The sequence below is a fragment of the Actinophytocola sp. genome (genome assembly GCF_009379765.1).
Classification (GTDB): domain Bacteria; phylum Actinomycetota; class Actinomycetes; order Mycobacteriales; family Pseudonocardiaceae; genus Actinophytocola.
In genome coordinates this window covers 1-19,711 of the sequence record NZ_WHTD01000159.1, presented here as the reverse complement: position 1 = coordinate 19,711, position 19,711 = coordinate 1, and the positions used below count along the sequence as shown (strand labels likewise).

Below are 19,711 nucleotides of genomic sequence, written 5' to 3'. Positions count from 1 at the left end.
CGGCCTCGCCCGCACCTGCGCGCTGCCGGCGAGCACGGTCAGCGAGCAGGTCCGCATCCTGCGCGAGACCGGCCTGGTCACCACCCACCGCGTCGGCCGCTCGCTGCGGCACACCCGCACCCCGCTGGGCACCGACCTGCTGAGCGGCACCGACCGTTGATCGGCCGTATCTGGCGTGAGGATCCATCTTGAGACGAGCTTGACCGCGTTCTGTGTGGTTTATTGGTGCATAATGGTGCGAAGGTGGTTCTGGAAGGGGGTCAGAGTGCTTCGTAGCTTCAGGCTTGCCAACCACCGCTCGATCGCCGATGAGCAGGAACTCCTCCTCATGCCCGCGAACCACGCGGAGCGCTCGGTCGTGCCGGTCACCGCCATCTACGGCGCCAACGCCTCAGGCAAGTCCAACGTGATCGACGGGCTCGGCTTCATGCAGTCGGCCGTGCTGCAGTCCTTCGCGCGCTGGGACGTCGAGGGCGGTGTGCCGCGGCGGCCGTTCCGGCTGAGCGCCCAAGGCCGGGACCAGCCCTCGGTCTATGTGGCCGAGCTGGTGGTCGACGACGTGCCGTACACCTACGGGTTCGCCGTCGACGACACCGAGGTCGTCGAGGAGTGGTTGTACTCCTACCCGGAGAAACGCAGGCGAATGCTGTTCCGCAGGAAGCGCGGTGACATCACCTTCGGGACCACGCTCGGTGGGCTCAAGCCCAAGCTGGAGATGCTGGAAGAGCTCACCAGGCCGAACGCTCTGTTTCTGAGCGCGGCGAACAGGCTCAATCTCGGTGCCCTGAGTCCGGTGTACGAGTGGTTCCGGGGTGACCTGAGGATACGAGGGTCGTCTCATGCTCCGGATACCGGACTTGCGGAGCGCATTCAACGGTTGATCTCAACGAAGCCGGACAACCTGAACAGGTTGGTGTCGCTGCTGGCGGCGGCAGATGTGGGAATCACTGACGTTCGCATAAAGGAAACGATCAACAGGCGTCATGTGCATAATATTGCGATTATCGAGGAAAGAATCGCGGATCTGACCGGACTGCTCGACTCGGACACCGGGCCCCGCGGCAAGCGGGGAATTACGGCTGAATTGCACAATTTGCACCGTGAGCTGGAGTATTTTGAGCGCCGAGGCGCGGAGAGGCGTGCTGAGCTCCGTTTCGTTCATGGCGTCGAGGACGAGCTTTTTTCTCTCGGGGAGGAGTCGGACGGCACCCGTTCGTGGTTGCGGTTGTTGCCGACGGTGCTCAATGTGCTCGATGAGGGAGCGGTCCTAGCGGTCGATGAGATCGACACCAGTCTGCACCCACTGCTCACCGCCCAGTTGGTGCGGCTGTTCCAGGATCCCGAGACCAACCCCGACAACGCGCAGCTGATCTTCACCACGCACGACACCAGCCTGCTGGGCACGATGATCGGCGACGTGCTGACGCGCGACCAGATCTGGTTCGTGCAGAAGAACGCCGCCGGCGCGACCGAGATCTACCCGCTGACCGACTTCAAGCCGCGCAAGGGCCAGAATATCGAGCGCAGGTATCTCGGCGGGAGCTACGGCGCCGTCCCGGTTCTGGACGAAGAGGACTTCGTGAACGCCGTGCGAAATCGATGATCAGACGTGAGAACCGACGCTCCCGTCGCGCGGCGATCCGCGAGGAACGTGCCCAGATCCTCATCGTGTGCGGAGGCGACGCCACCGAACCCGCATACTTTCGCGGACTGAAGAAGGAGCGACGAAATCCCGCGATCAACGTGATGGTGGAGCGAAAGGGCGTCGATCCTGTCTCACTGATTCGCTTCGCCGCGCGGAAGCGGATGACCGTCGAGTGTGACCAGGTCTGGTGTGTCGTTGACGTGGACGAGTTCGACCTGGCGCGAGCTGTGACGGTGGCACACGAGGAGGACGTGCGGCTTGCGATCTCGAACCCTTGTTTCGAGTACTGGCTGCTGCTCCACTTCGAGTCGTGCACGGCGCCGCTGACCTGTTACGACGACGTGGAACTACGCCTGACCAGGCACGTTCCACGGTACGACAAGAGTCGCTTGTGCTTTCCTGACTTCGCCGGTGGCGTCGACGCCGCGATCGAACGGGCGTCGAGAAGGTGCGCGACGGTTGGGACGGAACACGAGCACAACCCGTCCACCGGCGTGTGGGCGCTCGTACGGCAGGTCATCTGAGCTGCGCGGCGGGTCAGCCGGTCATCGGCAGCGAGAACTCGTGCACGCGGTCGAACTTCTTGTCCGTCGCCAGGTGGACCTCACCCGACTCGAGGCCGTACACCACCGACCACTGGGTGTGGCCCTGCACGACCTCGCCCAGCAGGTCCATCGCTCCTCGCCAGTCGCGGGCGCCGCGCAGGCCGCCGTTCGCGGTCGCGTAGCGGCTGTCCGACTGGCGGGTCGCCTCGTCCGAGCCGGCCATGGTGAAGTTCACCGCGGTCTGCGCCGGCAGGGCGGACACCGTGCCGGCCACGAACTCCACCACCACGGACTTGCCCGTCGCGTCGGCGATCAGGTAGTGCAGCGGCGGGCCGCCGGAGAAGTCGATGTTGTGGTCCTCGAAGACCGCGACCGCTTCCTCGACCGTCGCGGCCTGGTCCAGCACCAGCCGGATGATCCGCACCCCGCCCACGGTCGGGCGCGATGGCGTGCTGGCGGCCTGGGCGTCGGGCACCGCGGCCAAGCCGATGGCGAGGCCCTTGGCGTTGAGGCCGTCGAACGGCAGCAGCGGCGCGTCGGCCAGCCGCGCGGGGTCCGCGGCCGGGTCGGTGACGCCGAGGTAGGACAGGTCCACCATCGACACCGACGCGTACCCGTCCGGCGGCTCGGTGAACAGCAGCATCGCCGGGTTCGCGGCCCAGTCGAAGTTGCGGGCGAACAACGGGTTCGCCGCGTCGTTGGTGGCGAACAGCGAGCAGCCGAACGGCGTGGCGGGCGGGGCGGTGGTCACGTCCTTCAACCGGTCGTACCCGCCCGCGTAGCGCATCGTCCACAGTGGATGGTCGTCGAGCTGTTCGAGGGTGGCGAGCGACGCGTCCCGGCCGTCCCACACCGCGGGCGGCGAAGGCGCCGCCGCCGGACCCGACTGGCACCCCGCCAACGCCATAGCCATCAGTACGACCGCCATCGCCACGCGCCTCATTCCCACATCCTAAGAGGCTTTACCACCGGTGATCGGACCGTTACGGTAGGAGTGGTCTAAACCACCGTGCGCAAGGGGGTGCCATGTTCGTTCGCCGAGCCCTGGCCGTGGCCCTGCTCGCCGGAGCCGCGCTGACCGTGCCGACCGCCGTGGCCGCGCCGGCCGCCGCCCCCGGTGACGTCATCACCTCCCGGCAGATCAGCGCCCCGGGCTTCTTCTACGCCAGAACCTGGACCATCACCTACACCTCGACCTCGGCGACCGGCACGCCGATCACGGTCAGCGGCACCGTGATCGTCCCGTTCGGCGCGAACGCGAACACGCCGGTCGTCGGCTACGCACCCGGCACCCACGGCCTCGGCGACCAGTGCGCGCCGTCGCGCCATCTCGAGGCGGGCGACGAGACCGAGGGGCTGCTGATCCACCAGTACGCCACCCGTGGGTTCGCCGTCGCGATCACCGACTACGAGGGCATCGGCACGCCCGGCGAGCACACCTACATCGCCGGCCGCGCCGAGGGCAACGCCACGCTCGACGCCGTCCGCGCGGCGCTGCGGCTGCCCGGCACCGGGCTGTCGGCCGGCACGAAGGTGGCGATCGTCGGGTACTCGCAGGGCGGGCACGCGTCGGGCTGGGCCGCGCAGCTCGCGCCGACCTACGCGCCGGAGCTGAACATCGCCGCCTACGCGGTCGGCGCGCCGCCGGCGAACCTGCGGACGGTGGCCGACCACAACGACGGCGGCGACAACGTCGGCCTGGTGATGGCCGCCGGCTTCGGCCTGGATGTGACCTACCCCGAGCTCGACCTCGCGCCGTACCTCAACGACGAGGGGCGCGCCGCGTTCGCCGACATCCGCGACGACTGCACCGACGAGCTGTCGAAGTACGCCGGCCACTCGATGGCCGACTACACGACCGAGGACGTGCTCAACCGTCCGGAGTGGACGGCCAGGGTGGAGGAGCAGAACCTCGGCGGTGCCACGCCGCGGGCGCCGGTGCTGCTGTACCACTCCAACGGCGACGAGATCCTGCCCGTGCAGGTGAGCGTGGACCTGCGGGCCGACTGGTGCGCGGGCGGCGGCGACGTGACGTTCTGGCGCACCGACACCGGCGCGCACTTCACGACCGCCGCGCTGATGAGCCCGGCGGTCACCGGTTGGGTGGCCGACCGCCTCGCGGGACGAGCGCCGAGCGGCAACTGTTGACCCAGGTTCGGCTGTGCTGTTCCTTGCGTCTCCGGTAGGGGGAGACGCAAGGCTGTGGGCATGGACGGCGGCACGCTCTACTCGATCGGTGACCTGGCGCGGCGGACCGGGCTGACGGTCAAGGCCATCCGGTTCTACTCCGACAGCGGGATCGTGCCGCCCACCGACCGCACCCCGGCCGGCCATCGCCGCTACGACATCGACGCCGTCGCCCGCCTCGACCTGGTGCGGACGCTGCGCGACCTGGGACTCGACCTGCCCACGATCCGGCGGGTCGTGGAGCGGACGGTCTCGCTGCCCGAGGTCGCCGCCGCGCACGCCGAGGCGCTGGCGGTGCGGATCCGGGTGCTGGGTCTGCGGCGCGCGGTGCTGGCGGCGGTGGCCAGGCGCGGGGCCACACCGGAGGAGACGGAACTGATGCACAGGCTGGCCACGCTCTCCGAGGACGAACGCCGGCGGCTCGTCGCGGACTTCCTTGCCGCGGCGCTGGGTGACGTGCCCGAGGGCATCGCCCGCTCGCTGACCCCGGAGCTGCCCGACGACCCCGTCCCGGACCAGGTCGAGGCGTGGGTGGAACTGGCCGAGCTGACCCAGGACCCGGACTTCCGCGCGAGCATGCGGAGGATGGCCGAGCACCACACGCCAGGTCTGACCCGCGACCCGGTGGCGACGGTCCGCGACGAGGCAGGCGCCGCGGTGGCCGCCGGAGTGGCCCCGACCTCGCCGCGGGCGGCCGAGATCGTCGCGACGGTGGCCGTGGCCCACCCGACGAACCTGCTGGCACGTTTGGAGGCCGCCAACGACCCGAGAAGGGACCGCTACCTCCACTTGCTCGCGGTGATCAACGGCTGGCCGGCCCCACCCGGCACCGCGCCCGCACTCGACTGGTTCGTCCGGGCCATGCGCGCCGGTCCCGAGTGAGAGAGCGGAGCACGCCGCGACGGCGTGCCCCGCTCCGTCTCCGTCGAGGACGGTCAGCCGCCGAACTGGCGGACGGCCGCGTAGTAGACGTCGGCGAACCGGTTGCAGGCCCAGTTCCCGTTGCACACCGTGTACATGTCGGACTTGAAGTTGTTGTCGATCCGCAGCCTGTTGCTCTCGGTGAACCGGCCCTGCCGCTTGTAGTTGCGGTAGCCGAAGTCGTGCCGGTAGCACGCCTTCACCAGGTTGAAGCCGAACGGGTTGTCGGGCGAGTTCGAACAGCCGTCGGAGCTCCAGTCGAGCTGGTCGCCGTACGGGCGCTGGCTGCGGATCGTCTGGAAGCTGTTGAGGCTCGTGCTGAACAGGTACTGGTCGGTGACCGACCTGAGCTGGTTGGGGTCGAGTGCTGCCTGTGCGGTCAGCGTGCCGGCGAGCATGGCGATGGTGACCGCGATCGTGGTGATGGTTGCCCGGGCGGCACGACGCAGGGTTGACGTGGCCACGGATGGTCTCCCTTGTGAGGCGGTGATGAGCGGGGCGGTGCAGCCCCTGATCAATTACGCCTGGCAGACCGTGAACAGGAAACCCCCTAACGGGCTAATGCTGGGTATCGAAAGTTGGTTACAGCTCGAGCAGCATCCGCGCGTTGCCGAGGGTGTTCGGTTTGACGTAGGGCAGGTCCAGGAACTCCGCGACCCCCTCGTCGGCCGAACGGCGCATCTCCTCGTAGACCTCCGGGCTCACCGGGGTGCCCTCGATCCCCACGAACCCGTGCCGCGCGAAGAACCCCGTCTCGAAGGTCAGCACGAACACCCGCGCGAGCCCCAGCTCGCGGGCCTGCGCCACCAGCCGCTCGACCAGCAACCCGCCGGCGCCCAGGCGCAGGACGTGCGGCAGCACCGCGATCGTCCGGATCTCCGCGATGTCCTCCCACAGCACGTGCAGCGCACCGCAGCCCACCAGTTGGCGGCCGTGCTCGCCACCCTCGTCGCCACCGCACTCGGCCACCCAGAACTCCTGCACGTCCTCGTAGAGCGTCACGAGCTCCTTGGCCAACAGCACCTTGCCGGCATACGTGTCGATGATCGACTTGATGGCCCGCACGTCGCCGATCCGCGCGCGTCGGACCACGACCGCATCTCTCACGGGAATGAACCTAACTCGCGGACTGAATCGGTGCGGACCCACCGTGCGCATTGACACTCGGGCCGAGCCGGGGCCAGGGTGAGATGTACCGGATAGCGACAAAGTCGTACGCATTGCGGCGGGAGCCATGCACGTCGAGCTACGGAACTGTCTCGGGCACTTCGCGACCGGGGTCACCGTCGTCACCTGCACGGCGGGTGGCGAGCCGCACGGCGCCACGGTCAATTCGTTCACCGCCGTGTCGCTGGACCCGCCGCTCGTGCTGGTCGCGCTCGCCCTGCGCAGCAAGGCCTGCCGGTACCTCGACGGCGTTCCGTTCACCGTCAACGTCCTGCGCCGCCAGCAGGACGACCTCGCTCGCCACTTCGCCGGCCACCCGACGGCGGGTTCGGTCGAGTGGGTCCCGGACACCGAACGGCTCGCCGGCGCGCTCGCATACCTCTCCTGCACGCCGTGGCGCAGCTACGACGGCGGCGACCACGTGCTGTTCCTCGGCGAGGTCACCGAGTTCGAGTACTTCGGCGGCGAGCCCCTGGTCTTCTTCCGCGGCGCGTTCCGCCCGCTCGGCCAGGCGTTCGAGGCGGGCCTCGACGAACTGCCCTGGCTGGGCTCGCTCGACAGTCCCGACGCCGGCTGGCTGCCGGCACCCCGAGCCGACCACACCGAGCTGAGGAGCCGGACATGACCGTGACGGAGCAGGCAACACGGCAGACCAGGCCGATGACCGGCGACGAGTACATCGAGAGCCTGCGCGACGGGCGCGAGGTGTTCCTCTACGGCGACAAGGTCGCCGACGTCACCACCCACCCCGCGTTCCGCAACGCCGTCCGGATGACCGCGCGGCTCTACGACTCGCTGCACGACCCGGCCCGGCGCGACGTGCTGACCGCGCCGACCGACACCGGCAGCGTCGGCGTCACGCACCCGTTCTTCCGCACCCCGCGGTCGGCCAAGGACCTCATCGCCGACCGGGACGCGATCGCCGAGTGGGCCCGGATGACCTATGGCTGGCTCGGCCGCAGCCCCGACTACAAGGCGGCGTTCCTCGGCACCCTCGGCGCCAACGCCGACTTCTACGAGCCCTACGCGGACAACGCACGCCGGTGGTACGCCGAGTCGCAGGAGAAGCTCCTGTACTGGAACCACGCGATCATCAACCCGCCGGTGGACCGCGACCGCCCGCCCGACGAGGTGCGCGACATCTTCGTGCACGTCGAGGAGGAACGCGACGACGGGCTGATCGTCAGCGGTGCCAAGGTGGTCGCGACCGGGTCGGCCATCACGCACTACAACTTCATCGCCCACTACGGCCTGCCGATCAAGAAGCGCGAGTTCGCGCTCGTCTGCACGGTCCCGATGGGCACGCCCGGGATGAAGCTGATCTGCCGGCACTCCTACGCGATGAACGCCGACGTGCTGGGCAGCCCCTTCGACTACCCGCTGTCGTCGCGGTTCGACGAGAACGACACGATCTTCATCCTCGACAAGGTGAAGATCCCGTGGGAGAACGTGTTCATCTACGGCGACGCGGAGAAGGCCAGCACGTTCTTCCCCGGCTCGGGCTTCCTGCACCGGTTCACCTTCCACGGCTGCACCCGCCTGGCCGTCAAGCTCGACTTCCTCGCGGGCCTGCTGATGAAGGGCGTGGAAACCACCGGCACCAAGGACTTCCGCGGCATCCAGACCCGGGTCGGCGAGGTCATCGCGTGGCGCAACATGTTCTGGGCGATCACCGACGCGATGGCCAACCACCCCGACGAGTGGATCGACGGCGCCGTGCTGCCGCACCTGGACTACGGCCTGGCGTACCGGTGGTTCATGACGCTGGGCTACCCGCGGGTGCGCGAGATCATCATGCAGGATCTCGGCAGCGGGCTGATCTACCTCAACTCCAACGCGAAGGACTTCGACTCGCCGGAGATCCGGCCCTATCTCGACCAGTACGTGCGCGGCTCCAACGGCGTCGACTCGGTCGCGCGGGTCAAGCTGATGAAGCTGATCTGGGACTCGGTGGGCAGCGAGTTCGGCGGCCGGCACGAGCTCTACGAGCGCAACTACTCCGGCAACCACGAGGCCGTGCGGGCCGAGGTGCTGTTCGCCGCGCAGGCGTCCGGGCTCGCCGAGGAGATGACGGGCTTCGCCGAGCAGTGCATGGCCGAGTACGACCTGCACGGGTGGACCGTGCCGGACCTGGTCAACCCGGACGACGTCAGCCTGCACCGCCGGTGAGAACGCCGATGAAGGACCGCCGATGAAGGACCCCGAGGACAAGGACTACGTGCAGTCCCTCGAGCGGGGCCTGTCGGTGATCCTCGCGTTCGCCGGCAACCGGCCGCTGCTCACGACCGCGCGGCTGGCCGAGGTGACGGGGCTGTCCCGGCCGACCGTGCGGCGGCTGGTGCTGACGCTGGAGCGGCTCGGGTATGTGCGGGCCGAGGGGCGCGCCTATGCGCTTACCCCGCACGTGCTGGCGCTGGGGCATGCGTTCACCTCGTCGCTGAACCTCACCGAGATCGCGGAGGCGCCGATGGTCGCGGCCACCGAGACCATCGGGCACACCTGCTCGCTGATCGCGCTGGACGGTGAGGACGCGGTGTTCCTGTTCCGGGTGCCGCCGCGCCGGGGGATGCCGCACACGCTGCTGCCGGGCACCCGGATGCCGGCGTACGCGACCGCGGCGGGGCGGGTGCTGCTCGCCGGCCAGTCCTCGCTGCCCGACGGGCCGTTCCCCGCCCTCACCCCCGCGACCGTGACCGACCCGGCGCGGCTCGCGGCCGTCGTCGCGGAGGTGGCCGAGCGGGGCTGGGCGGTGGTGGACCAGGAGTACGAGGAGGGCGTGCGGTCGTTCTCCGCGCCGATCCGGGACAGCGCGGGCTGGGTGGTCGCGGCGCTCGGCATGTCGGTGCCGGCGTCGGTGTCGCTGGACCGGATCCGGTGCGATTACGTGCCGGCCCTGGTCACGGCGGCGGCGCGGATCAGCGACGCGCTGGGCGCCGGCTACCACCCGACCACGCGGGCCGTCTGATGCCCGCCTTCACCCGGGACTCGGTGCCCGGCCGGGTGGTGTTCGGCTCCGGCGCCGCGCGGTCCGCGCTGCCCGGCGAGGTCGCCGCGCTCGGGGTCGCGCGGGTGCTGCTGGTCGCGACGAAGCGGGGCGAGTCGCTCGCCCGGTCGCTGGCCGAGCGGCTGCCGGTCGTCGACGTGTTCACCGACGTGCGCGAGCACGTGCCGGCGGAGGTGGCGGACGCGGCACTCGCGGCGGCCCGGCGGTCCGATGTGGACTGTCTGCTGTCGGTGGGCGGCGGGTCCGCGCTCGGCACGGCGAAGGCGGTCGCGCTGGTCCGGCCGGTGCCGATCGTCGCGGTGCCGACCACGTACGCGGGTTCGGAGATGACACCGGTGTGGGGCCGGACCGAAGGCGGCGCGAAGCGCACCGGCCGGTCGCCCGACGTGCTGCCGCGGCTCGTCGTGTACGACCCGTCGCTCACCGTCGGGCTGCCGCCGGCCATCACCGCGGCGAGCGGGATGAACGCGATGGCGCACGCCGTCGCGGGCCTGCGGGCCGACCCGGTCACCGCGCTCGTCGCGCGCGAGGCCGTGCGGGTGCTCACCGCAGGGCTGCCCGAGGCCGTCGCCGAGGAGGACCGCGGCGAGGCGCTCTACGGCGCCTACCTCGCGGCGTCGGCGTTCGCGGTGGCCGGGTCAGGCCGACACCACAAGCTCTGCCACGCGCTCGGCGGCGCCTACGGCCTGCCGCACGCACCGACGCACGCGGTGCTGCTGCCCTACACCGCGCGCGGCACGGTGGACGGGCTCCGTGAGCTGGCCGAGCGGATCGGCGCGCCGACGAGCCTGCGCGAGATCGGCATGCGCGCAGAGGACCTCGACGACGCGGTCCGCCGGCTCCCGCACGCCGCGACGCTGCTGCCGGACGCCTACGAAGGAAGGTGGCCCCCCGATGAGTCTTGAGGACCAGGTGGTCTCGAGCTTCGCCAAGGCCGGGGACCCGCGGTTCCGGGAGGTCGCGACGAGCCTCGTCCGGCACCTGCACGCCTTCCTCGCCGACGTGCGACCGACCGAGGGCGAGTGGGCGGCCGCGATCGACTTCCTCACCCGCACCGGCCACACCTGTGACGACAAGCGCCAGGAGTTCATCCTGCTCTCCGACGTGCTCGGCGCCTCGATGGCGGTGATCGACCTGAACCACCCGACCGGCGGCGAGGCCACCGAGTCGACCGTGCTCGGCCCGTTCTTCGTCGAGGGCGCCCCGGAGTTCGCCCTCGGCGAGGACATCTCCGGAGGCGCCCCCGGCACGCCCTGCTACCTGCACGGCACCGTCCGGTCGACGCGGGGCGAGCCGCTGCCGGGCGCGGTGCTGGAGGTCTGGCAGTCCGACGAGGACGGTCGCTACGACGTCCAGTACGCCGACCTCGACCAGCCCCGCGGCCGCGGGCGCCTGCGCGCCGACGAGGCGGGTGGGTACGCGTTCTGGACCGTTCACCCGGAGGCATACCCGATCCCCGACGACGGCCCGGTGGGGGAGCTGCTCGACGCGGCGGGCCGCGGTCCCATGCGCCCGGCGCACGTGCACTTCATGGTCTCCGCACCCGGCCACCGCACGCTGGTCACCCACGTGTTCACCAGAGACAGCGCGCACCTGGACGACGACGCGGTGTTCGGCGTCAAGCAGTCGCTGGTCATCGACTTCGACCGGCACGGCCCCGGCCCGGCCCCGGACGGCCGCCGGCTCGGCATCCCGTTCCACACCGCCGAGTTCGACATCGTTCTGGCCACTGTTCGCGCCGCGGAGTAGCCCGTTTCCGCTGGCATGCGGTTGGCGCGGGCGTCGCCGGTTACCCTGAGAGCCGTGTCTGCCCCGCCACCCTCGCGCCGCGCCGCCCTGCTCACCCTCGGGTGCGCCCGCAACGAGGTCGACTCCGAGGAGCTCGCCGGCCGGTTGGCCGACGGCGGCTGGGAGGTCAGTGGCGACGGGTCGGGCGCCGATGTGATCGTCGTGAACACCTGCGGCTTCGTCGAGTCCGCCAAGAAGGACTCGGTCGACGCGCTGCTCGAGGCGGCCGAGACCGGTGCCAAGGTGGTGGCGGTCGGCTGCATGGCCGAGCGGTACGGCGCCGAGCTGGCCGAGAACCTGCCCGAGGCGGCCGCGGTGCTCGGCTTCGACCACTACCCGACCCTGGGCGAGCGCCTGGACGACGTCGTCGCCGGCCGCGCGATCGCGTCCCACCAGCCCACCGACCGGCGGACCCTGCTGCCGATCACCCCGGTGCGGCGGCCGGCCGTGGACCTGGCGGTGCCCGGTCACGGCTGGGGTCCGCGGGTGCTGCGCAGGCGCCTGGACGACGCCCCCGTCGCCGCGCTGAAGATCGCCTCGGGCTGCGACCGGCGGTGCTCGTTCTGCGCCATCCCGTCCTTCCGCGGCGCGTTCGTGTCCCGGCCGCCGGCCGAGATCCTCGCCGAGGCCGCGTGGCTGGCCGGCGAGGGCGTCCGCGAGCTGTTCCTCGTCAGCGAGAACTCCACCTCCTACGGCAAGGACCTCGGCCGCGAGCAGGGCGGGCCGGACGCGCTGCAGCGGCTCCTCCCGCGGCTGGCCGCGCTGCCGGGCATCGACCGGGTGCGGGTGTCCTACCTGCAGCCCGCGGAGACCCGGCCCGGGCTCGTGAGCGCGATCGCCGGCACCGAGGGCGTCGCCGACTACTTCGACATGTCCTTCCAGCACGCGAGCTCGACCGTACTGCGCCGGATGCGCCGGTTCGGCGGCACCGAGTCCTTCCTCGCGCTGGTCGAGCGGATCCGCTCGCTCGCGCCGAACGCCGGCATCCGCAGCAACGTGATCGTCGGCTTCCCCGGCGAGACCGAGGAGGAGCTGGCCGAGCTGGAGCACTTCCTCACTGAGGCGCGGCTGGACGTCGTCGGCGTGTTCGGCTACTCCGACGAGGACGGCACCGAGGCCGAGAACCTGCCCGGCAAGCTCGACCCGGCCGAGGTGACCGAGCGGGTCACCCGGGTGTCCGAGCTGGTCGAGCAGCTCACCACGCAGCGCGCTGAGGACCGCGTCGGCGACGAGGTGCTGGTGCTCGTCGAGCGGGTCGGCGAGGACGACGGTTGGGACGTCGCCGGCCGCGCCGCGCACCAGGGCCCCGAGGTCGACGGCGAGTGCCTGCTGACCGGGGACGGCTACGCGGTCGGTGATCTCGTGCGGGGCAAGGTGGTCGGCGCCGAGGGTGTCGACCTGGTCGTGGCGCCGGCCGAGACCGTGCGCCGGGACGAGGCCTCGCCATGAGTGCGCCTGCGAGCGAATCATGGACACAGGGCGACCGCGAGCGGCGAGACCGAACCTGCGAGGGGTCGTCGTGAGTTCCAGCCCGGCGGGTGGTGGACCGCCGGAGCCGGTCGTCGGCGTCGCCGCCGTCCGGGTGCCGCTCGTCAACATCGCGAACATCCTCACCGTCACCCGGATCGCGCTGGTGCCGGTGTTCCTGCTGGCGCTCTTCGCCGTCGAGGGCTCGACCGGCTGGCGGTTCACCGCCGCGGTGGTGTTCGCCGTCGCGTCGATCACCGACCACGTCGACGGCTGGCTGGCCCGCAAGTTCGGGCTCGTCACCGACTTCGGCAAGGTCATCGACCCGATCGCGGACAAGGCGCTGACCGGTGCCGCGTTGTTCGGCCTGTCCATCCTCGGCGAGCTGCCGTGGTGGGTCACGCTGACGATCGCCGGCCGGGAGGTCGCGATCACCCTGCTGCGGTTCTGGGTGATCCGCTACGGCGTGATCGCGGCCAGCTACGGCGGGAAGGCCAAGACGATCGCGCAGATCATCGCGATCGAGCTGTTCCTGCTGCCGCTGCCGGCCGGCTTCGACCCGCTGAACTGGTTCGTCATGGGCGTCGCGCTGGTGCTCACCATCGGCACCGGCGTGGACTACGTGATCCGCGCGATCCGGCTGCGGGCCCGTGGCTAGGGCACGTCCGACGGATCATCGGCCGCGCGGTCCGCGCCAAGGCGGCTCCTGGCCGCGTTGTCGCAACGGCCGAGTACGACCCGGTACGAGGCCATTGCTCCGCCTTGCCAGGAGCCACCTTGATCACGAACCGCATCGACCATGAACCGCCGGACGCGCCCTAGGAACCCGCTCGCCGACGCCCTGGGCATCGACCCCGACGTGCTCACCGCGCTGGTCGCCACGCTGCGCGAGCGCGGCGAGACCGTCGCCACCGCCGAGTCGCTCACCGGCGGGCTGGTCGCCGCGACGCTCACCAGCGTGCCCGGGTCGAGCGCGGCCGTGCGTGGGGGAGTGGTCGTCTACGCCACGCCGCTCAAGACCGACCTCGCCGGGGTCGACGCCGCGGCGCTCGCCGAGCACGGTCCGGTGCACCCGCTGATCGCCGAGCAGCTGGCCACGGGCGCGCGGACGGCGTGCGGGTCCACCTGGGGGATCGGGCTCACCGGGGTGGCCGGGCCGGATCCACAGGATGGGATCGAGCCGGGCGTGGTGCACCTGGCGGTGTCGGGCGCCGGGCACACGATCGTGCGGACCATCGGGATCGACGGTAACCGTCACCAGGTCCGCGCGGGTGCGGTGCGGGCGGCGTTCGACCTGCTCAGCGCCCAGTTCGACGAGCCGGCGGCGGACTGAGCTCGACCAGGGCTCCAGCCGAGCGCCGTAGCGTGCGGGAACACCGGGGCGCGCTCGGTCGTTCGCTTGTGGCGTACGCATGGTGATGTCGGTGCCGCTGGTCGTTCCGTCTCGGTAACGTTGTCACCATGGCCGTCCGTCCCGTCGGGCGGTTGATCTTGGAGGGAGGCGCGCGATGACCGTGCTGTTGCGTGAGGCGATCGGTGACCGGCTCCGTCATGCCCGCACGAACCAGCGCCGGACGCTGCGCGAGGTCTCCCGGGCGGCCAGGGTGAGCCTTGGCTACCTCTCCGAGGTCGAGCGTGGTCGCAAGGAGGCCTCCAGCGAGCTGCTGTCCGCCATCTGCGACGCGCTGGAGCTGCCGCTGTCCCAGCTGCTGCACCACGTGGCGAGCGACATGGGCGCGATGGACTACGTCGAGAACACCGTGCCCGAGCCCGCCGACCGCCCGGACCGCGCCGACGCGCCGTCGGCCGCGGCCGACGGCCGGGCGCGCGCGTCCGTCGAGCGCGTCGAGGGTGGCCGCCTGGTGCCCGCCGTGGTCGGCGACAACATGGCCGACCTGCGTATCCAGCCGGTGCTGAGCCACCGGATGGAGGCCTCCATCGGCGGCCGCCGCATCGGCGCGGTGTTCGCCGCCTGATCGTTCTAGACTTCGGGTTCCGGCTCGGAACTCGGAGGTCGTGCTGCTCACCACCGTGCTCGTCACCATCCTCGTCGTGATCGGGATCGCGGCGGTGGTGGCCGTGCCGCTCATGATCCGCAGCACCCGCCGGCAGGTGGTCGAGGACGTTCCGCTGGGCGGCCGGCGGCCGATCATGGGCAGCCCCGCCCAGGTGTGGGTGTCCCGCGGCGAGCGGGTGCTGCGCGAGCTGGGCGCCACGCTCGGCGAGAACGCCGCCCTGCACGGCATCGAGACCGACGCCGTCCAGGTCGTCGCCGAGCTCCGGCTCACCGCCAGCCAGGCCGCCGACCTCGACCACGCGCTCGCCCGGATCCCCGTGCCGTCCTTGGAGGACGAGCGGGACGCGCTCGCCACCGCGCTCACCGAGGCCGCCGGCCGGCCCGCCGCCGCCGACCTGGCCCGGTCCCACGAGGCCGTCTCCGCCCGGATCGCCGCGGCGCGGCGCCAGCGTGACCAGCGGGACGCGCTGCTCGCCAAGATGCAGGCCACGGTCACCGAGTTCGAGCAGGCCAGGGACGAGCTGGCCGAGCTCATCAACGGCACCGCGAGCCCCGCGGCGATGGGGATGACCACGAACGACGACGCCGCTGCCCAGCTCACGGGTAGGCTCGGCGCCCTGCGGGAGGGTCTGGTGGAGGTTCGTCAGGCGTCCAACCCCGAGATCGGTCCGGGCGGTCAGGGCTAACCCTGATTGGTACCTGATTTCGGCCGGGTCCGGTGGTGGCGACGCCCGGGGACCTGACACGATGGAACCGACAACGATGACGGGGCGTTGCCATACCAACTGCGGTGGGCAGCTGCCAGTAAGCACCAGTACGGAGAAGGCAGGCGGAGGAGATGGCCAACCCGTTCGTGAAGGCTTGGAAGTACCTGATGGCGGCCTTCTCGTCGAAGATCGACGAGCACGCCGATCCCAAGGTACAGATCCAGCAGGCCATCGAGGAGGCCCAGCGGCAGCACCAGGCGCTGTCCCAGCAGGCGGCCGCCGTGATCGGCAACCAGCGGCAGCTGGAGATGAAGCTCAACCGCCAGCTCGGCAATGTCGAGAAGCTGCAGGCCTCCGCGCGCCAGGCGCTGGTCCTCGCCGACGAGGCGCGCACCAAGGGCGACGACGCCAAGGCGACGCAGTTCGAGCAGGCCGCCCAGTCGTTCGCGACGCAGCTGGTCACCGCCGAGCAGGACATCGAGGACATGAAGACCCTGCACGACCAGGCGCTGCAGGCGGCCACCCAGGCCAAGACCGCGGTCGAGCGCAACGCCATGATGCTGCAGAACAAGCTCGCCGAGCGCACCAAGCTGCTCAGCCAGCTCGAGCAGGCCAAGATGCAGGAGCAGGTCTCCAAGTCGCTCAACCAGATGAGCGAGCTGGCCGCGCCGGGCAACACGCCGTCGCTGGAGGAGGTCCGCGACAAGATCGAGAAGCGGTACACCACCGCGCTCGGCTCGGCGGAGCTGTCCCAGAACTCGGTCCAGGGCCGCATGATGGAGATCCAGACGTCCACCACGGAGATGGCGGGCGTCTCGCGGCTGGAGCAGATCCGCGCGTCGATGGGCGGTGGCTCGGTCGCGCCGCAGGTCACCGGCGGGTCGTCGGCAAAGCCCGCGGCCGGGTCGTCCAACATCGACGCCGAGATCGCCCAGCGGGTCGCCCAGGAGCAGAAGTCGAACGGGCAGGCCAACTGACAGTTCGCTCCGGCTGAGGAGGTGTCATGCGCGGACGGGAGCTGTATCAGCTGACCCAGCTGGCCAACCGGTACCTCAACGGCCAGGTCGTGCAGCAGGTCCAGGAGGCGTGGACGCGCCGGGGCGACGAGGCCGTCCGCATCGAGCGCCAGCGGCGCCGGCTCGCGCGCAAGCGTGTGTGGGCGTCGCGGTGGCTCACCGCCTGGGCGCTCATCACGGCCATCTGCATGGTCCTCGTGGTCGGCGTGCTCACGGGCTCGGTGGCCGACGGCGAGGGTTCGGCCGCGATAGGTGCGATCGTCGCCACCCTGATCGCCGCCACCATCGCGTTCCGTTCGATGCTCAAGCTCGTGCTGGCCAAGAACACCCAGCGCGAGTTCGACACCAAGCACCCGCCGGCCGGCATCGCCACCGCGGCGGTCGTCTCGCAGACGGTCCTGCCGCCGAAGGGCTCCGCGGCCCGCGAGCCGATGCAGCGCCTCGCGGACGCGGAGAAGGCGCTGGGCCAGGTGCTCGCGCAGCTGTCGGGTTCGGCGGGCATGCCGGCGTCGGTACCCGTGGAGTCGGTGGCGCAGGCCCAGGCCACGAGCAACGAGGCGGCCACGGCCTTGCGGGCGGTCGCCGCCCAGCTCGTCGCCGTCGAGCTGGCCCGCGACCACGCGCCGCCACTGGAGCGCGGCCCGTTGGTGGAAGGCGTGTCGCGGCTGCGCGAGCAGCTGGACGAAGGACTCGACGGGTACCGCAGCCTCGTCGCCGCGGCCGGCCGCGTGGTCGCCGCCAGCTCCGCGTCGGGTCCCAAGCAGGAGCTCACCGAGGCGACCGACCACCTGGCCGGCCTGGCCGTCGCCCTGCGCGAGCTGTCCGACGCCGCCGGCTGACCCCAACACCCGCGAGTCCACCGTTCGGGACCCGCGAGTCCGCCGGTTCTACGCCAGCTTGTTGATCTTTCGTACCAGTCCCGGGCCTTCGTAGATGAAGCCGGTGTACAGCTGGACCAGGCTGGCGCCCGCGTCGACCATGCGCGCCGCGTCGTCGGGGGTGTGGATGCCGCCCACGCCGATGACCGGCAGCTCGGTCCGCTTCGCCACGAAGGACACCACCTCCAGCGCTCGGGCCGTGAGCGGGCGGCCGGACAGCCCGCCGGCCTGCTCGGCCACCGCGGCGTCCTCGGGGGCCAGGCCGTCCCGGGCGAGGGTCGTGTTCGTGGCGATCAGGCCGGCCACGCCGTGGGCGTGGCACACCGCCAGCACGTCCTCGACGGCGTCCCACGTCAGGTCCGGCGCGATCTTGAGCAGCAGCGGCTTCCCTTCGGCGGCGGTGCGGAGCTCGCCGAGCAACGCGTCGAGCGCGGCGCGGTCCTGCAGCCCGCGCAGCCCGGGAGTGTTGGGGGAGCTGACGTTCACGGCGAAGTAGTCCGCGTAGGGGTGGAGCACCCGCAGCGACGCGAGGTAGTCCTCGACCGCGTCCTCGATCGGGGTGACCTTCGACTTCCCGATGCTCACCCCGACCGGCACCGGTGGCGGGCCCAGCCTGCGCAGCCGCTCGGCCAGCGCCGCCGCCCCCGCGTTGTTGAAGCCCATCCGGTTGATCACGGCCTCGCTCGCCGGCAGCCGGTACAGGCGCGGCCCCGGGTTGCCGGGCTGCGCGTGCCGGGTGACCGTCCCGACCTCGACGAAGCCGAACCCGAACGCCGGCCACCCGCGTATCGCGACGCCGTTCTTGTCCACGCCCGCGGCGAGTCCGACCGGCCCGGGGAACTCCACCCCGAACACCGTCCGCGGCCGGGACCGCCCGTAGAACCCGCGCAGGGCGGCGACGACGGGCCGCACCCGGCCGAGCCGGGACATCGCGGCGACGGTGCGCTCGTGGGCGATCTCGGGGTCGCCGCCGCCCAACCGGAACAGTGCGCGACGCAGGATGTGCTGGTAGACCACCCGCACATCGTTTCATCGCGGCCAGGGCGGGATGATGGTGGTGTGTCCGACACAGTCGATCTGGATTCCGCGGCCGAGGAGCTCTACGCGGGCTCGCGCGAGGACTTCACCCCGCGGCGCAAGGAGCTGTCGAAGGCCGCGAAGGCGGCAGGCGATCCGGCGGTCGCGGCGGCGATCGACAGGCTCGCCAAGCCGACCACGTCGGCCTGGCTGGCCAACCAGCTCGCGCGGGACGCGAGCTCGGACGTCGACGAGGTCGCCTCGCTCGGGGACGCGTTGCGTGAGGCGCACGCGAACCTGGCCGGCGCGGACCTGAAGTCGTTGTCCCAGAAGCGGACCCAGCTTGTCAGCATGCTGGTCGCGCAGGCCGGGAAGCTCAACGGGGCGGCGCTGACCGAGTCGGTGACCCGCGAGCTGGAGGAGATCTTCACGACCGCGATCGCCGACGGCGAGGTGGCCCGGGTGCTGCTGGCCGGACGGCTGACGTCGGCCAAGGAGCTGTCCGCGGCCGCCGCGGCGTGGCCGTCGGTGTCCGGGGACCGCGCGCCGGTGGTCCGCCCGGCTCGCCCGCCCCGACCGAAGGCGGACCTCACCGAGAAGCAGAAGGCCGACCGGGAGGCGAAGCTCGCGATGGCCCGCGAGGACCTCGACGCCGCCCGCTCGACGGTCAAGGAGGCCGAGGCCGACCGCGCTGAGGAGGAGCGCATCCTGGCCGAGGCGCAGCGCCTGGCCGACGAGGCCGGCGAGGAGGTGCGCCGCCTCTACGAGGAGGTCGACGCCGCGGAGAAGCGCGAGAAGGACGCCCGCCGGCGAGCGGGCTCGGCGAGCCGCTCGGTGAAGGACGCCGAGAAGCGCGCGAGCCAGGCATGGCGCCTGGTGCAGCAGGCCGAACGGATCCTGGACGAACTGTCCGGGGACTGAGCCGGCGCCGAAGTGCTTCCCGGGCAATGTAAAACGGCCCTCGGGCCGGCTCCTGCGCACCGAGGTGCACAGGCTCAGGGTCGGACTGGGTCCCTGAGAGCTCCGAGGGCCGGGTGACTGCCTGGTATTCGCCGACCACACCGCGCGTCTACGGCACCGGGCGAGCCGGTGTCAGCCGTGTTGCGCAGCCAGCCAAACCATGTCCGGTCGGTGGTCCTTAGCGGACAGCCACCTCACGAGTCCTATGGGAATTCACCGTTGGACCACCTCCTCTCTCGTGTACCGCGAGATTAGGGCTCGTAGTAAAATAACTTGGGTTTTGGCCTCGGGGTGTTTATGGTCTGTGCTATGAGCCTGGTCATGGATTCTCTCGAACGCCGCTATGACGCGGTCAAGCCGCATCTGACTGAGCGGCAACGTCGGGTCTGGCT

Annotated in this window: 21 protein-coding genes; 17 read left to right on the top strand and 4 right to left on the bottom strand. The window is 71.0% G+C overall.

The annotated features are described in order from the left end of the window. The first annotated feature begins 265 nt into the window (after positions 1 to 265). On the top strand, positions 266 to 1,603 hold the full coding sequence (locus tag GEV28_RS34170; RefSeq protein WP_291417095.1) for an ATP/GTP-binding protein: 1,338 nt from the start codon (positions 266 to 268) through the stop codon (positions 1,601 to 1,603). Beyond that, entirely contained in the window at positions 1,600 to 2,169 is a 570-nt protein-coding gene (locus tag GEV28_RS34165) for an RloB family protein (protein WP_291417093.1), read from the top strand. Before GEV28_RS34170 ends, GEV28_RS34165 begins: the two co-directional genes overlap by 4 nt. 13 nt (positions 2,170 to 2,182) lie before the next feature. Here the strand turns inward: GEV28_RS34165 and GEV28_RS34160 are convergent, their stop codons facing one another. Further along, positions 2,183 to 3,133 (bottom strand): linear amide C-N hydrolase, encoded by a 951-nt coding sequence (locus GEV28_RS34160; RefSeq protein WP_291417091.1) that lies wholly within the window; start codon positions 3,131 to 3,133, stop codon positions 2,183 to 2,185. Positions 3,134 to 3,216: 83 nt separating this feature from the next. Between GEV28_RS34160 and GEV28_RS34155 the strand changes: the two genes are divergently transcribed. Both GEV28_RS34155 and GEV28_RS34150 read left to right on the top strand, forming a co-directional pair. Then, positions 3,217 to 4,338, top strand: a complete 1,122-nt coding sequence (locus GEV28_RS34155; protein ID WP_291417089.1) for a lipase family protein — start codon at positions 3,217 to 3,219, stop codon at positions 4,336 to 4,338. Positions 4,339 to 4,398: 60 nt separating this feature from the next. After that, entirely contained in the window at positions 4,399 to 5,259 is an 861-nt protein-coding gene (locus GEV28_RS34150) for a MerR family transcriptional regulator (protein WP_291417087.1), read from the top strand. 53 nt (positions 5,260 to 5,312) lie between these two features. On the opposite strand, the gene GEV28_RS34145 is transcribed toward GEV28_RS34150, so the two are convergent. After that, on the bottom strand, positions 5,313 to 5,696 hold the full coding sequence (locus tag GEV28_RS34145) for a phospholipase (protein WP_291417099.1): 384 nt from the start codon (positions 5,694 to 5,696) through the stop codon (positions 5,313 to 5,315). Between the two features lie 184 nt (positions 5,697 to 5,880). Next, entirely contained in the window at positions 5,881 to 6,405 is a 525-nt protein-coding gene (locus GEV28_RS34140; RefSeq protein WP_291417085.1) for an amino-acid N-acetyltransferase, read from the bottom strand. A gap of 127 nt (positions 6,406 to 6,532) precedes the next feature. Between GEV28_RS34140 and GEV28_RS34135 the strand changes: the two genes are divergently transcribed. The 12 genes from GEV28_RS34135 (at position 6,533) to GEV28_RS34080 (ending at position 17,303) form a co-directional block, all read left to right on the top strand. Then, entirely contained in the window at positions 6,533 to 7,090 is a 558-nt protein-coding gene (locus GEV28_RS34135; RefSeq protein WP_291417083.1) for a flavin reductase family protein, read from the top strand. Then, positions 7,087 to 8,634 (top strand): 4-hydroxyphenylacetate 3-hydroxylase N-terminal domain-containing protein, encoded by a 1,548-nt coding sequence (locus GEV28_RS34130; protein ID WP_291417081.1) that lies wholly within the window; start codon positions 7,087 to 7,089, stop codon positions 8,632 to 8,634. Before GEV28_RS34135 ends, GEV28_RS34130 begins: the two co-directional genes overlap by 4 nt. A gap of 22 nt (positions 8,635 to 8,656) precedes the next feature. After that, positions 8,657 to 9,430 (top strand): IclR family transcriptional regulator C-terminal domain-containing protein, encoded by a 774-nt coding sequence (locus tag GEV28_RS34125; RefSeq protein WP_291417079.1) that lies wholly within the window; start codon positions 8,657 to 8,659, stop codon positions 9,428 to 9,430. Continuing rightward, positions 9,430 to 10,374: an iron-containing alcohol dehydrogenase gene (locus GEV28_RS34120; protein WP_291417077.1), complete on the top strand. Its 945-nt coding sequence runs from the start codon at positions 9,430 to 9,432 to the stop codon at positions 10,372 to 10,374. The genes GEV28_RS34125 and GEV28_RS34120 overlap by 1 nt, the downstream gene beginning before the upstream one ends. Beyond that, entirely contained in the window at positions 10,364 to 11,218 is an 855-nt protein-coding gene (locus GEV28_RS34115; protein WP_291417075.1) for a dioxygenase, read from the top strand. The genes GEV28_RS34120 and GEV28_RS34115 overlap by 11 nt, the downstream gene beginning before the upstream one ends. Positions 11,219 to 11,272: 54 nt before the next feature. Then, positions 11,273 to 12,706, top strand: a complete 1,434-nt coding sequence (gene rimO / locus GEV28_RS34110; RefSeq protein ID WP_291417073.1) for a 30S ribosomal protein S12 methylthiotransferase RimO — start codon at positions 11,273 to 11,275, stop codon at positions 12,704 to 12,706. Between the two features lie 133 nt (positions 12,707 to 12,839). After that, positions 12,840 to 13,382 (top strand): CDP-diacylglycerol--glycerol-3-phosphate 3-phosphatidyltransferase, encoded by a 543-nt coding sequence (gene pgsA / locus GEV28_RS34105; RefSeq protein ID WP_291417097.1) that lies wholly within the window; start codon positions 12,840 to 12,842, stop codon positions 13,380 to 13,382. Between the two features lie 141 nt (positions 13,383 to 13,523). Further along, positions 13,524 to 14,057: a CinA family protein gene (locus GEV28_RS34100; RefSeq protein WP_291417071.1), complete on the top strand. Its 534-nt coding sequence runs from the start codon at positions 13,524 to 13,526 to the stop codon at positions 14,055 to 14,057. Positions 14,058 to 14,232: 175 nt separating this feature from the next. Next, on the top strand, positions 14,233 to 14,700 hold the full coding sequence (locus tag GEV28_RS34095; protein ID WP_291417069.1) for a helix-turn-helix transcriptional regulator: 468 nt from the start codon (positions 14,233 to 14,235) through the stop codon (positions 14,698 to 14,700). A 40-nt stretch (positions 14,701 to 14,740) separates the two neighbouring features. Next, the gene (locus GEV28_RS34090; protein WP_291417067.1) at positions 14,741 to 15,427 is read left to right on the top strand and encodes a hypothetical protein; all 687 of its coding nucleotides are present in this window, start codon (positions 14,741 to 14,743) and stop codon (positions 15,425 to 15,427) included. A 152-nt stretch (positions 15,428 to 15,579) separates the two neighbouring features. Then, entirely contained in the window at positions 15,580 to 16,425 is an 846-nt protein-coding gene (locus GEV28_RS34085) for a PspA/IM30 family protein (RefSeq protein ID WP_291417065.1), read from the top strand. Positions 16,426 to 16,451: 26 nt separating this feature from the next. Continuing rightward, positions 16,452 to 17,303 (top strand): hypothetical protein, encoded by an 852-nt coding sequence (locus GEV28_RS34080; protein ID WP_291417064.1) that lies wholly within the window; start codon positions 16,452 to 16,454, stop codon positions 17,301 to 17,303. Between the two features lie 48 nt (positions 17,304 to 17,351). Here GEV28_RS34080 and GEV28_RS34075 read toward each other — a convergent pair whose 3' ends face one another. Next, positions 17,352 to 18,359, bottom strand: a complete 1,008-nt coding sequence (locus GEV28_RS34075) for a quinone-dependent dihydroorotate dehydrogenase (protein WP_291417063.1) — start codon at positions 18,357 to 18,359, stop codon at positions 17,352 to 17,354. 42 nt (positions 18,360 to 18,401) lie between these two features. On the opposite strand from GEV28_RS34075, the gene GEV28_RS34070 reads away from it, so the two are divergent. Then, positions 18,402 to 19,280, top strand: a complete 879-nt coding sequence (locus tag GEV28_RS34070) for a hypothetical protein (protein ID WP_291417062.1) — start codon at positions 18,402 to 18,404, stop codon at positions 19,278 to 19,280. Positions 19,281 to 19,711: the final 431 nt, after the last annotated feature.